The sequence below is a fragment of the Kitasatospora sp. NPDC059973 genome, assembly GCF_042737525.1.
GTDB lineage: Bacteria > Actinomycetota > Actinomycetes > Streptomycetales > Streptomycetaceae > Kitasatospora.
The window spans coordinates 1-11,801 of record NZ_JBHWUI010000217.1 but is presented as its reverse complement, the minus strand read 5'-3'; the positions used below and the strand labels follow the sequence as shown (position 1 = coordinate 11,801).

Annotated in this window: 14 protein-coding genes; 7 read left to right on the top strand and 7 right to left on the bottom strand. The window is 75.3% G+C overall.

The window, feature by feature from the left end:
• Nucleotides 1-176: 176 nt before the first annotated feature.
• The gene (locus ACFWA9_RS35280) at nt 177-1,415 is read left to right on the top strand and encodes a serine hydrolase domain-containing protein (protein ID WP_380392945.1); all 1,239 of its coding nucleotides are present in this window, start codon (nt 177-179) and stop codon (nt 1,413-1,415) included.
• Nucleotides 1,416-1,498: 83 nt separating this feature from the next.
• The gene (locus ACFWA9_RS35275; protein ID WP_359804157.1) at nt 1,499-2,482 is read left to right on the top strand and encodes a sigma-70 family RNA polymerase sigma factor; all 984 of its coding nucleotides are present in this window, start codon (nt 1,499-1,501) and stop codon (nt 2,480-2,482) included.
• On the opposite strand, the gene ACFWA9_RS35270 is transcribed toward ACFWA9_RS35275, so the two are convergent.
• Nucleotides 2,393-2,932, bottom strand: a complete 540-nt coding sequence (locus ACFWA9_RS35270; protein ID WP_380392943.1) for an STAS domain-containing protein — start codon at nt 2,930-2,932, stop codon at nt 2,393-2,395. The two genes, ACFWA9_RS35275 and ACFWA9_RS35270, sit on opposite strands and share 90 nt — an antisense overlap.
• A gap of 32 nt (nt 2,933-2,964) precedes the next feature.
• On the opposite strand from ACFWA9_RS35270, the gene ACFWA9_RS35265 reads away from it, so the two are divergent.
• The gene (locus ACFWA9_RS35265; RefSeq protein WP_380392940.1) at nt 2,965-3,402 is read left to right on the top strand and encodes an SRPBCC domain-containing protein; all 438 of its coding nucleotides are present in this window, start codon (nt 2,965-2,967) and stop codon (nt 3,400-3,402) included.
• 72 nt (nt 3,403-3,474) lie between these two features.
• A complete protein-coding gene (locus tag ACFWA9_RS35260) occupies nt 3,475-3,966 on the top strand; it encodes an NUDIX domain-containing protein (protein ID WP_380392938.1) in 492 nt (163 codons plus the stop codon).
• 42 nt (nt 3,967-4,008) lie between these two features.
• Here the strand turns inward: ACFWA9_RS35260 and ACFWA9_RS35255 are convergent, their stop codons facing one another.
• The 3 genes from ACFWA9_RS35255 to ACFWA9_RS35245 form a co-directional block, all read right to left on the bottom strand.
• Nucleotides 4,009-4,758, bottom strand: a complete 750-nt coding sequence (locus ACFWA9_RS35255) for a Clp protease N-terminal domain-containing protein (protein ID WP_329488464.1) — start codon at nt 4,756-4,758, stop codon at nt 4,009-4,011.
• A 79-nt stretch (nt 4,759-4,837) separates the two neighbouring features.
• Nucleotides 4,838-5,545: a class I SAM-dependent DNA methyltransferase gene (locus ACFWA9_RS35250; RefSeq protein WP_380392935.1), complete on the bottom strand. Its 708-nt coding sequence runs from the start codon at nt 5,543-5,545 to the stop codon at nt 4,838-4,840.
• 121 nt (nt 5,546-5,666) lie between these two features.
• Nucleotides 5,667-6,113 (bottom strand): GNAT family N-acetyltransferase, encoded by a 447-nt coding sequence (locus ACFWA9_RS35245; RefSeq protein ID WP_380392932.1) that lies wholly within the window; start codon nt 6,111-6,113, stop codon nt 5,667-5,669.
• Between the two features lie 47 nt (nt 6,114-6,160).
• Here ACFWA9_RS35245 and ACFWA9_RS35240 point away from each other — a divergent pair, with 47 nt between their 5' ends.
• Complete coding sequence (locus tag ACFWA9_RS35240; protein ID WP_329488461.1) at nt 6,161-6,733, top strand: GNAT family N-acetyltransferase; 573 nt, start codon at nt 6,161-6,163, stop codon at nt 6,731-6,733.
• Between the two features lie 25 nt (nt 6,734-6,758).
• On the opposite strand, the gene ACFWA9_RS35235 is transcribed toward ACFWA9_RS35240, so the two are convergent.
• From ACFWA9_RS35235 to ACFWA9_RS35225, 3 genes are all read right to left on the bottom strand, one after another.
• Complete coding sequence (locus tag ACFWA9_RS35235; RefSeq protein WP_380392929.1) at nt 6,759-7,514, bottom strand: tyrosine-protein phosphatase; 756 nt, start codon at nt 7,512-7,514, stop codon at nt 6,759-6,761.
• A 187-nt stretch (nt 7,515-7,701) separates the two neighbouring features.
• Nucleotides 7,702-8,412 carry a VC0807 family protein gene (locus ACFWA9_RS35230; RefSeq protein ID WP_380392926.1) on the bottom strand — a complete coding sequence of 237 codons (711 nt, stop codon included), beginning with the start codon at nt 8,410-8,412 and terminating at the stop codon, nt 7,702-7,704.
• Between the two features lie 80 nt (nt 8,413-8,492).
• Nucleotides 8,493-8,801, bottom strand: coding sequence for a hypothetical protein (locus ACFWA9_RS35225; RefSeq protein WP_380392923.1), 309 nt, complete (start codon nt 8,799-8,801; stop codon nt 8,493-8,495).
• Between the two features lie 742 nt (nt 8,802-9,543).
• Between ACFWA9_RS35225 and ACFWA9_RS35220 the strand changes: the two genes are divergently transcribed.
• Complete coding sequence (locus tag ACFWA9_RS35220) at nt 9,544-10,344, top strand: RNA polymerase sigma factor (RefSeq protein ID WP_380392948.1); 801 nt, start codon at nt 9,544-9,546, stop codon at nt 10,342-10,344.
• Nucleotides 10,341-11,450, top strand: a complete 1,110-nt coding sequence (locus ACFWA9_RS35215; RefSeq protein WP_380392920.1) for a hypothetical protein — start codon at nt 10,341-10,343, stop codon at nt 11,448-11,450. Before ACFWA9_RS35220 ends, ACFWA9_RS35215 begins: the two co-directional genes overlap by 4 nt.
• Nucleotides 11,451-11,801 lie beyond the last annotated feature (351 nt).

Here is an 11,801-nt window from a genome sequence, read left to right as displayed (position 1 = left end):
CCCCCTGACGTGTGCCCGGGAGCGTCCCCGAACCGTCTCGGGGTCGCCTCCGGGGCAGCTGGGGGCCCGTCCCGGATGGCCGGTGCGCCGCGCTCCCGAAGACTCGTTCCCGGGTGGACCGCCACCCGCTGGGAGAGCGCCACCCGCCGGACGAGCCGCACTTGGAGCGCAAGCCGATGAAGACCCCCGTACGCGACCGCCGTTGGAACACCCTCGCCGTCTCCGGCGCGCTGCTGGTGGCCGCCGTCGCGGGCATCGCGACGCCCGCCCTGGCGGCCGACCGTCCGACGGACAGCGCGAGTTCGGCCGCCGCAGTCCGTCTGGCCGGGCCGCCGGACGGCGCGGCACTGGCGCGGACGCTCGCCGACCTGCCGACCGGGGGCGTCACCGGCGCGCTGGTCCGGGTCGGCGGCCGGGGCGGCCAGTGGTCCGGCACGGCGGGGACCGGGGTGTCGGCGGACGCCCGCTTCCGGATCGGCAGCATCTCCAAGGTCTTCACCGCCACCGTGGTGCTCCAGCTCGCCGCCGAGCGGCGGATCGACCTGGACGGCACCGTCCAGCACTACCTGCCGGGGCTGCTGCCGGCCTCCTACCCGCCGGTCACCGTGGGCCAGTTGCTCGACCACACCAGCGGGCTGCCGGGCGGCGGCGGTCTGACCTCGGGGGACGGCACGGAGAGCTGGTTCGCCGCGCACAAGGCCGACTCCTGGACGCCCGCCCAGGTGGTCGCGGACGCCGTCGCGCAGCCGATGGGCTTCGCGCCGGGCACCGCGCAGCAGTACAACGGCATCAACACCTTCATCGCCGGGATGCTGGTCGAGAAGGTCACCGGCCGGACCTTCGCCCGCGAGGTGCAGACCAGGATCGTCCGGCCGCTGGGCCTGCGCGACACCGTCGTCCCGGACCGCGACGACCTCGCGCTGCCCGCCCCGCACGCTCCCGCGTGGGTGGACGTCACCGGCCCGGACGGCGTCCGGCAGCGGGTGGACGTGACCGAGCAGAGCCCCTGGCCGTGGGCGGAGGGCGGCATGGTCTCCTCGGCCGCCGACCTGGACCGCTTCATGACGGCGCTGCTGCGCGGCCGGCTGCTGCCGCCCGCCCAGCAGGCCGAGCTGTTCGACGTGCCGGACGTGCCCAACCACCGGAACAAGAACTGCGAGATCGGTCCGACCGCCGGTCACGCCTGCTTCAGCAAGGGCCTGATGAGCGCCACCCTGCCCAACGGCGTCCAGGTCTGGGGCAAGACCGGCTCCCGGCCCGGGTACACCAGCGGGGTGTTCGCCACCAAGGACCTCGGCCGCAAGGTGGTCTACTCGATCAACCCGACCGGTCTGTCCGGTGCGGAGTTCCCGAAGGTCTGGCAGATCGTGACCACCTCCTTCGACTCGGCCCAGGAGTACCCGAAGGCGGGGTGACCGGAAGGGGGCGGCCCGGGTTGTCAGTCCCCTGCGGTACGTTCACCGTGATCTCTGGCGAGGCGAGGACACGGGGGCGCGCGATGGCCGACCTGATGACGGACGAGCCGGTCGAGCCGGTCGAGCTCCAGCTGGAGCGGTACCGGACGGAGCTGACCGGCTACTGCTACCGCATGCTCGGCTCGGTCTTCGAGGCCGAGGACGCGGTGCAGGAGACGATGGTCCGCGCCTGGCGCGGCCACCGGGGCTTCGAAGGCCGGTCCGCGCTGCGCTCCTGGCTGTACCGGATCGCCACCAACGTCTGCCTGGACGCGCTGAACGGCCGCAACGGCCGGGCCCGTCCGATGGACCTCACCGGGCCGTCCACCGTGGCCACCGCCACCGAGGCGCAACTGCCCGAGGTGACGTGGATCGGGCCGGCGCCGGACGGCCGGATCCTGCCCGAGACGGGGGACCCGGCCGAGGTGGCCGCCCAGCGCGACTCCGTGCGGCTGGCGTTCGTGTCGGTGCTGCAGCGGCTCGCGCCCCGGCAGCGGGCGGTGCTGATCCTGCGGGAGGTGCTGGGCTGGAAGGCGGCCGAGGTCGCCGAGCTGCTCGGGGTCACCGTCGCCTCGGTCAACAGCGCGCTCCAGCGGGCCCGGGCGGTGCTCGCGGCGGACGCCTCGGCCGCCCGTCCGGCGCCCGCGCTGGACGACGACCACCGCGCGCTGCTGGCCCGCTACGTCAGCGCCTTCGAGGCGTACGACATGGACGGGCTGGCCGCGCTGCTGCACGAGGACGTCACGCTCAACATGCCGCCGTACGAGCTGTGGCTGACCGGGCACGCCGACATCCGCGAGTGGATGCTGGGCCCCGGCCACGGGTGCCGGGGTTCGCGGCTCGTTCCGGTGGAGGCCAACGGCAGTCCGGCGTTCGGCCAGTACCGGCCGAGCCCGGCGGGCGGGCACGAGCCGTGGGCGCTGATCGTGCTGGAGGTGTCAGCGGGCCGGATCACCGGTCTCACCAACTTCCTGGACACCGACACGCTCTTCCCGCTCTTCGGTCTCCCGCCCCGGCTGGACGGGTAGCGCCCCGGCGACCGGCAGGGCGCCGGCCAGGCCGCTGAACGCGAGCAGCTCCCGCAGGGGGCCGCTCGCGTTCAGCAGTACCACCCGCACACCGTGGCGCCCGGCGGCGAGCCTGAGCCGGGCGAGGGCGTCGACCACCGCCAGGTCGGGGGTGGTGACGGCGCCGACGTCGCAGGTCAGCGTCGGGCGGGTGGGGGGTTCGCGGTGGGTGCGGTGAGGGCTGTTCGGGCGAGTGTCCATGCAGGGCAGACCGTGCGGGCGGTCCCGGCTCATCGGCCTGCGGCGAGGTTCCTGGAGCAGGTGGCGGAGTCTCTCGGAGAAGTTCGGAAAAGTTCGGAAAAGTCTCCGGTGGAGCGATGAGTTCCGCGGCCGGCCCCGGTCTACCCCTGTGAAAGCGACGCACCGCGGAAGCCCCGCACGCGGAAGCCCCGCACCGCGGAAGCCCCGCACCGCACCACGACCACGACCACGGAGGACACACCATGAGCGAGAACCTCGGCGAGCTGACCATCACCCGCGAGCTGCCCGCCACCCCGGCGGTCGTCTTCCGGGCGTACACCGAGCCGGAGCGGTTCGTCCGCTTCTGGGGCCCGGTCGGCACCCACGTCCCGCTGGACACCGTGACCATCGAGCTGAAGGTCGGCGGGCGCTACGACAGCACCATGGTCATCGACGCGACCGGGGACCGCTACCCGCTGCGGGGCGAGATCACCGACATCCGGCCCGCAGAGCTGCTGGCCTTCCAGGAGGAGGGCGTCGGGCTGCGCTCCAGCCTCACCCTCAAGGACCTCGGCGACGGCCGGACGGAGGCCGTCCTGCACCAGACCGACGCGCCGGACTTCTACTGCGGTCCCGAGGCGCGGGCCGGCCTCAACTCCAGCTTCGACCGCCTGGTCGAGTACCTCCTGGACGGGTCCTGACCGGCCGGGCACGGGGCGTGGGGGGAGTGGCAGAGTGGGGCGCAGTGATCCCCGCGCCGTAGGAGGCCCGCTGTGTCGGCTGAGCCCTTGAAGTCCCGCGAAGAGTGGCTGGCGTCGCTGCCGCGGATCTACGCGGCCGCCGGCTGCGTGCTGCGGGACGAGTCCGGCCGGATCCTGATCGTGAAGGCCGGGTACCGGGAGCACTGGCAGTTCCCGGGCGGCACGATCGACCGCGGCGAGGGTCCGGTCGCGTGCGCCGAGCGGGAGCTGACCGAGGAGACCGGGCTGGTCCGCCCGGCCGGCGAGCTGCTGGTCATTTCCTGGACCCACCCCTCCGACGAACTCGACCACCCGGCCGAGCACTTCCTGTTCGACTTCGGCACCGTCCCGGACGGCACCCCCGTGACCGTCCCGGCCGGCGAACTGGACGACCACCGCTGGGCGACCGATCAGGAGGCGCTCGAACTCCTCGGTCCGGCCCGTTCGTTGCGCCTTCGGGCGGCGATGGAGGCGGCCGCCGACGGGCGGGTGCGGATCATCTCCACGCCCGTCTCCGGCTTCTGAGCGGTCGGGGGCCCCGGCGGGCCGGAGCCCCCGACGGGCGGGTCACTCCGGCGAGCCGGTGGTCGCCGCGATGAGGGCCGTGACGGCCTCCGAGGTGAAGTTCTCGACCTCGGCCTTGTCCACGCCGAGGTCGGCCAGCGGTCCGGTGCCGTCGGCCTGCTCCAGCAGCGCCAGCAGGATGTGCTCCGTGCCGACGTAGTTGTGGCCCAGCTTGAGCGCCTCCCGGAAGGTCAGCTCCAGCACCTTCTTGCCCTCGGTGTCGTAGGGGATGAGCCCGGGCACCTCCTCGACGGCGGCCGGCAGGGCGGCGGTGGAGGCCTCCCGGACGGCTGCCGGGGTGACGCCCTGGGCGGCCAGCGCCTTGACCGCCAGGCCCTCCGGCTCGACCAGCAGGCCGAGCAGCAGGTGCACGGTGCCGATCTCGGCGTTGCCCGCCGTCCGGGCCTCCTCCTGGGAGGCCATCACGACGTGCCGGGCCCGGGGGGTGAAGCGGCTGAAGCCCTGGCTCGGGTCGAGGTCCGAGGGCGCGCCCGGGTCCTTGGGGACGAACCGCTTCTGGGCGGCCTGCTTGCTGACGCCCATGCTGCGGCCGATGTCGGTCCAGGACGCGCCGGAGCGGCGGGCCTGGTCGACGAAGTGGCCGATGAGGTGGTCGGCCAGCTCACCGAGGGCGTCGGCGGCGATGACCGCGTCGGAGAGCTGGTCCAGCGCGTCGGAGTGGACCTTCTTGATCGCGTCGATCAGGTCGTCGAGGCGCATCGGTGTGGTCTTGGGAACAACGGGATTCTCCATGCGTCAACCGTAGGTTGTCGACCCGGAGGTCGTCAACCATCGGTTGACGATTGAGCGAGTTGGCCCGGATCGGCCCCGCTCAGCCGGTCTTCTCCCAGACGTACGCGGCCGAGACCGGGTGGCTGCGGTACTTCTCCCACTTGGGCTTCAGGGCGATCCACGCGTCGTCGACCACCGCCTCGGCCATCTCGGCCAGCCGCCAGCCGGCCGCCAGTCCGGCGCTCAGGTGGTCGGAGACCAGGTGGACGTGGGTGGTGATGGCGACGTCGGCACCGGCGGCGCTCGTGAAGTGGGTCGGCATGCCGGCCGCCATGATGAAGTACGGGTGCAGACCGACCAGGACGCAGCGCCCGCCCGGGCGGGCCAGCCGGAAGGCCTCCCGGTAGAGCGGGCCGAGGTCGGCCAGGTGCTCGTCGATCAGCGAGGAGATCACCAGGTCGTAGCCGCCGCCGGGCAGTCCGGTGGCGGCGACGTCGGCCTCGGTCAGGGTGTCGTGGACGGCCTTGCCCTTGGCGACCGCCAGCATCTCGGGGGTGAGGTCCACGCCGTCCAGGACCAGGCCGTCGGCGGCCTTCCCGCGCAGCCAGGCGCCGGTGCGGCCGGTGCCGCAGCCGAGGTCGGCCGCGCGGGTCACCTCCACCCAGTCGGGGGTCGCGAGCCGCTCCAGCACCGCGAGGTCCATGGCGTCCTCGACCGTTCTCTCGTACGTCTCCACCCACTGGGCGTAGCCCGTACGGACGTCCACGGTCGGGTAGTTGCGGGTGTCGAAGTCTGAGAAGTGCACCATGGCGCGAGTATGTCCGGCGGTCGCGAACGGGCGCGAACGATTTACCGCACCCGGCCCGCGCGTCCGGGGCAAGTCCGCGGCGACCGCGCCCGCCCCGCGCGCTCCTGCCCGCCCCGCGCGTTCAGAGGGGCAGCTTGAACCCGTCGTGGCTGCGCGCGAAGCCGAGCGAGGCGTAGAAGCGGTGCGCCTCGGTGCGGCGCTTGTGGCTGGTGAGCTGGACCAGCGTGCAGCCGCGCCCGCGCGCCCGCTCGACGGCCCGGGTCAGCAGGTCCCGCCCGAGGCCGCCGCCCCGGCGGTCCGCGCGCACCCGGACGGCCTCGATCAGGGCGCGCTCCTCGCCGCGGCGCCCGAGACCGGGGATGTAGGTGAGCTGGAGGCAGCCGAGCACCGTCCCGTCGCCCTCGTCGAGCACCAGCAACTCGTTGCGGGCGTCCGTGTCCACCGCGGCGAACGCGCGGGCGTAGGCTTCGTCGACCTGCACGGTGGCGGGGTCGGTCACCTCGTCCTCGTCGGTGAGCAGCGCGATGACGGCGGGCAGGTCCTGGCGGGTCGCGGTTCGGAGGATCACGCCCGGAGTCTGCCAGACCGGGCGGCGGCGACGACCCTGGGAGGGGCATGCGCATAGTCACGCTTCCGGAGACCGCCGTGCCGGACGAACTCAAGCTCCAGGTGGCCGGGTTGCAGGAGCAGGCCTGGCCAGGGCCGCCGGCGCCGTCCACCGCTCCGGTGCACGACCCGGCGCTGCGCCCGGTGTCGATGCTGCTGCTGGACGGCGGCCGGGTGGTCGCCGCGCTGGACGTGCTCTCCAAACGGCTGGAGCACGCCGGGCGGACGTACGCGGCGTGCGGGCTGAGCGCCGTGGTCACCGACCGGGTGGAGCGCGGCCGCGGGTACGGGCGCCGGCTGGTCGCGGCCGCCCGCGCCCTCGTCGAGGAGGGCGGCGCGGACCTCGGGCTCTTCACCTGCGACCGGGTGCTCCGGCACTTCTACGAAGGGGCCGGCTGGGAGTTGCTGCCGGGCGCGGTGCTGGTCGGCGGGACGCCCGAACTGCCGTTCCCCAGCGACCGGGAGGGCTTCGACAAGGTGACCATGGCGGGCTTCTTCACGGAGCGCGCCCGCCGGCACCGGGCGGACTTCCCGGGCAGCCGGATCGCCCTCCACCCGGGTGAGATCGACCGGCTCTGGTAGCGGAGCGGGCGGGGCGGACGGAGCGTCAGATCACGCGGTCGGGGCGGGAGTCGAGCAGGCGGGAGCGGACGGCGGCGAGGTCCGCCGGGTCGACGCCGGCGGCGAGCAGGTAGCGGGCCGGGTCGAAGCCGTCCAGGGTGGCGTGGAGGGCGGCCTCGGCGGTGGTGCCGGCCTCGGCGAGCACCGTGTCGATCCGGCGGTACTGGTCCGGCAGGCCGAGCATGCCGTACAGCGGACGGACGTTGGCCGCGCTGAGCAGGTAGTCGGCGACGATCTCGGACGGCTCGACGCCCGCGAGGGCGAGCAGCAGCAGGGCGGCGAGGCCGGTGCGGTCACGGCCGGCGCCGCAGTGCACGACCAGCCCGCCGGGCCGGGCGCCCGCCACGGTGGCGACCAGTTCGGCGGCGGCGCGCGGGCAGTGGTCGAGGTAGGGGCGGAGGGCGAGCGGGGTGCCGTCCAGTCGTCCGTACCGCTCCCACCAGGCGGGGCCGGCGAGTTCGTCCAGTGGGACGCGGACCAGCTGGACGTCCTCGGGGAGCGGGAGGAGCGGGCGGTACTCCTCGATGTTGCGCAGGTCGACGACGGTGCGTATGCCGTGGTCGAGCAGGGTGTCCCAGCCCTCGGCGGTGAGGCGGTCGAGGTTGTCGGCCCGGACGATCGCGCGGTGGGCGGTGCGGGTGCCGTCGCCGGTGCGCAGGCCGCCGAGGTCGCGGACGTTGAGGCAGCCGTCCCAGTCGAGCGTGCGGTCCTCGGTGGTGGTCAGCGCGTGCGTCCGGCTCATCAGGATCCCCGTTTCCTCGCCGGGGGTCCGTTACCCCCTCGTTATATGGACTCCGGAGCCGTCCCGATGGTTCCTCTGCTGTGCGGCGGGCCGTCGGGGGCGGGCGGGGTGGAGCGGGTCGGACGGGTGGTGCGGGTGCGGTGGATCAGGCGGGTCAACGTGCCTGGGGTGAGCGGCGGTTGGTGGTTCAGAGGCCGGTCGGCTCGGCGGCCTCGGTGCGGACCAGCTTCTCCATCGGGTCGGCGGCACGGTGGCCGAGCACCGAGCCGGCCGCGATCGCGCCGATCAGGAAGGCGGTGGACAGCCAGGCCATGGTCGAGACCGGCAGGGTGAAGGCGCCGACCACCCGGGCCACGCACTCGGTCAGCAGGGCGGTGCCCCAGATGCCGGAGAAGAGCCGCTCGTAGCGGCGGAAGGAGCGCGAGCGGGCCGCCCGGCCGTCGGCCAGCCGCTGCCAGGCGGCGGAGCGGGCCCGGTCGCCCTTGGTCAGGAAGGGCATCAGCATCGGCGACATCATCGGCCGGCCGAGGAAGACGGAGACCAGGATCGCCAGTGCGAGGGAGCCGCTGAGCGCGCCGTCCTTGGCGAGCATCAGCCGCGCGTCGCCGGTCACGGTGGTGAGCGCCAGACCGATCACGTTCACGCCGAGCATCATCGAGGCCCACAGGTTGACCTTCCGCTCGCGGACCAGGCCGACGACCGTCCGGACGGCCGGGACGGCGCCGCTCCAGGCGAGGGCGGCGAACTGGCTCATCCCGAACGCGGAGTGCAGCAGGTAGTAGCCGGCCAGCGGGGTCACGACGTCCAGCGCGAGCGGGCGGAGCGTGGCGACCAGCGGGTTCGGGGCCTTGGCGGTGGTGGTGGTGGTGGTGGTGGTGGTGGCGGCGGTCTGGCTCATGGTGGGCTCTCCCCTGGCTGGTGCTCGGCCTGCGGGCCGGTGCCCGCGTCGTGCCTCCAGTCTCCCGAGCCGACCCTGCGTCAGAGCAGTGTCGTCCGTTGCGGGATCCGCATGACAGTTGTCACGACGCGCACCATGACAGCGCCGTTGACCTGCGCGTTCAGTCGGTGGTCCAGTCGATGCGCCAGAGCGGTCGGCCGAGCGTGTCCACGCAGCGCACCGCGCGGAAGCGCTCGTCCCCGACGGATGAGGAACCCGCGGGCGACGCCCTGGAGGACGGTCCGCGCGACCGCGTCCGCCCCGGTCCGCGCGACCGCGTCCGCCCCGGTCCACGCGCCGGTCAGGACGAGCTCCTTGTCGACCAGCTCGGCGCGCTGGATCCGCGCCACCGAGACGGCCGGCAGGACGGCGTTGACCTACTTCAGCCCGGGCGGTGTCCAGATAGGTCTCGCCGGTGCCGTCGCGGTCCCGCTCGGCCCGGCGCCGCAGCTCGGGCAGGCCGTAGTGGTCGACGGCGGCGATCGAGTCGTCCAGCGCGACCCGCCGGCGCGGTCCCGGCCGCACCTCCCACCAGAGGTCCTCGCGGACCGGCAGCACCTCGCCGATCCGGGCCCGCCAGATCGCGATGCCGTAGACGGCGCGCGGGTCGGGGCGCGGCGCGTTCCGGGCGGGGCGCGGCGCGCGGCGCGGGGGTGTGGGCGCAGGCGGGCCCGCCCCGGCCGGCACGGATCCGGCCGGGGCGTGACAGGGGCGGGCGGTCGTGGCGGGGGCGGTCCGGGACCGCCGTGCCGACCTCCCACGCTCGCAGGCGGGCCCCGGCCGGTCCGCGGGCGAAGGGCAGCGACCGGCGGGCCTTCGGGCCCCGGCGCCCTGTGCCCTTGGTCGGCACGGCCCTACCGGGCTCCTACCGGCTCCGCCCGGTCCGGCTCCGTTCCAACCGACCCGGCGGGATCCCGACCGCGCCTGCGACGCGCCGGCCGGCCTCGGTCGGCGCGCGGTCCGGGCGCCCCGCTCCGGGCGCGCCGGGGGCCAGGGGGCGCGGGCGGCCGCCCCGCGAGCGGGGGCCATGGAAGCGCGTGGCCGCGTCCAGGAGCCCCCGGAGGGTCGGGCGCGCGGCGTACATGGCGCATGATGTGGCGGGTGCAGAGTGCAGAGCGCCCCGGAGCGGGCACCGACAACCCCGTCGGCCGGTCCGGTCCGGCGGCACGGACGTCCGGCCCACCACCGCCTCCGTCCGGGGGTGCGGCGCCGGCACCGGTCGACCTGTCGGAGGCCGTCCGGGCGGCCCAGGCCGGTGACGAGGAGGCGTTCCGCCTGCTGTTCCGGAGCGTCCAGCCGGGACTGCTCCGCTACCTCCGGGTGCTGGTCGGCGGCCGGCCCGAGGACGTCCAGGACGCCGAGGACATCGCCTCCGAGGCCTGGCTGCAGATCGCCCGGGACCTGGGCGGGTTCTCCGGCGACGGCGACGGCTTCCGGGGCTGGGCCGCCACCATCGCCCGCAACCGCGCGCTGGACCACCTGCGCGCCCGCCGTCGTCGCCCGGTCGCCGACCTGCCCTTCGAGTACCTGGCCGAGCTGGCCGCCGGGGACGATACGGCGGGGTCGGCGCTGGCCGCCGTCGGCACGGCGGACGCGCTGGCCCTGATCTCCCGGCTGCCGCGCGACCAGGCCGAGGCCGTCCTGCTGCGGGTGGTGATGGAGCTGGACGCGGAGAGCGCCGCCCGGGTGCTCGGCAAGAAGTCCGGCAGCGTCCGGATGGCGGCGCACCGGGGGCTGCGCCGACTCGGCAAGCTGCTGGAGCAGCCCTTCGCACCGGGGTCGGGGATCCCGGCGCAGCAGGCCGTGCCGAGGGACGTCGGACCGGCCGGAAGAGAAATTCCTCCGCAGGGTGTGACAGAACGCCGGGCCGCGACGCTGAAGGACATGAGATGAGCACCAACCGATCCCGCCGGATCGACCAGGACACGGCCGAGCACCTGCTCGGCGGTGCCGTGGGCGGACCGTCGGCCGGGCGGGACGCCTCCCTCACCGGAGCGGACGCCGGCCCCGGGCGCACCGAGCCCCACCTGCCCGAGGACGGGCCGGCCGGGCAGGTGGCCCGCGTGCTGGCCGCTGCCGCCGCTCCGGCGACGGCGGGCGAACTCGCCGGGGAGGAGGCGGCCCTGGCCGCGTTCCGGGAGGCCCGTCTCGCGCCCGCCCCCGCCGTACCCGCCGTACCCGCACCCGTCCGGAGACGATCGATGGCAACCGCCGCGCTGGCCAGGGCCTTCAGCACGAAGGCCGTCGCCGTCGTGCTCGGCGCCACCGCGCTCGGCGGGGTGGCGGTCGCGGCCGGCACCGGCAATCTGCCGTCCCCGCTCGGTGGGTCCGGTGAGCTCCGGCGCGGGCTGCCGGCCCCCTTCACCGCCACCTCCGCCCCGGGGGCCGCCCAGGGCGCGCCGGACGCCGGCCCGTCCGCGCGCCGGACCGCCGGCGCTCCCACCGGTGCGCCGTCCGGCGCGGCCTCCGCGGGCGGTGCGTCGTCCGTCCCCGGTCCGTCCACCGGGGCGGCGACGCCGTCCCCGGGCGTGCCGTCCTCGCCCCCGGCGTCCGCGGACGCCAGGGGCCCGCAGGCCAGGGCCGCGCTGGTGGCCCTCTGCCAGGGCTACACCGACCGCGCCGGCAAGGGCGAGCGCCCGCGCCTGCTGGTCGCGGACCCCCAGTTCGGCGCGCTGGTCGCGGCGGCCGGCGGTCCGGACAAGGTGGCGGAGTACTGCGGGGACGTCCTGCGGCACAAGGACGACGACGGGCAGGGCGCCACGTCGCCGACCCGCCCGGCGACCGGCACCGGCAGCGGTACCGGCAACGGCGGCAACGGCGATGGCGGCGCCAAGAAGGACGACGGGAAGAAGGACGACGGGAAGAAGGACGACGACGGGAAGAGCGGCTCCGGCGGCAAGGGCGCGGTCCCGCTGCCGACCGCCCTGCCGACGCTCCCGGGCGTCGTGCCGAAGCCCGACCGCTCCGGCCCGCTCGCCGACCCCTCCTCCCGGAGGTAACCCCCAGAACTCCGGATGGGCGGCGGGCGAACACCCCCCGGGCCCGCCGCTCATCCGGATCGCACCACCCGCTCCACCGCAGGACCGCTCCACCCTCACCACCCGAAGACTCCGGGTGGCCGGTCGGCCCCCCGTGCCGGCCGTCCACCCGGCCGGCCCCGGCCGGACCGGACGGCGCACCCCGGACGCGCCGCCGGCCCGGTCAGGGCCGAAACCGCGTCGGCCCGCCCGACCCGCATCGGGCGGGCCGCACCGGCCCACCAGGCCCCGCCGGGCCCCGGTCGCGACCGCGACCGGCACCCGGTACGGCCCACGAGCCGGCGGCCGGGGAACCGCTGCCCGGTTCCCCGG

Coding starts and splice junctions, on each gene's coding strand:
- ACFWA9_RS35280 (WP_380392945.1), top strand. CDS start 177: ATGAAGACCCCCGTACGCGACCGCCGTTGGAACACCCTCGCCGTCTCC.
- ACFWA9_RS35275 (WP_359804157.1), top strand. CDS start 1,499: ATGGCCGACCTGATGACGGACGAGCCGGTCGAGCCGGTCGAGCTCCAG.
- ACFWA9_RS35265 (WP_380392940.1), top strand. CDS start 2,965: ATGAGCGAGAACCTCGGCGAGCTGACCATCACCCGCGAGCTGCCCGCC.
- ACFWA9_RS35255 (WP_329488464.1), bottom strand. CDS start 4,758: ATGGAGAATCCCGTTGTTCCCAAGACCACACCGATGCGCCTCGACGAC.
- ACFWA9_RS35250 (WP_380392935.1), bottom strand. CDS start 5,545: ATGGTGCACTTCTCAGACTTCGACACCCGCAACTACCCGACCGTGGAC.
- ACFWA9_RS35240 (WP_329488461.1), top strand. CDS start 6,161: ATGCGCATAGTCACGCTTCCGGAGACCGCCGTGCCGGACGAACTCAAG.
- ACFWA9_RS35235 (WP_380392929.1), bottom strand. CDS start 7,514: ATGAGCCGGACGCACGCGCTGACCACCACCGAGGACCGCACGCTCGAC.
- ACFWA9_RS35230 (WP_380392926.1), bottom strand. CDS start 8,412: ATGAGCCAGACCGCCGCCACCACCACCACCACCACCACCACCACCGCC.
- ACFWA9_RS35220 (WP_380392948.1), top strand. CDS start 9,544: ATGTGGCGGGTGCAGAGTGCAGAGCGCCCCGGAGCGGGCACCGACAAC.
- ACFWA9_RS35215 (WP_380392920.1), top strand. CDS start 10,341: ATGAGCACCAACCGATCCCGCCGGATCGACCAGGACACGGCCGAGCAC.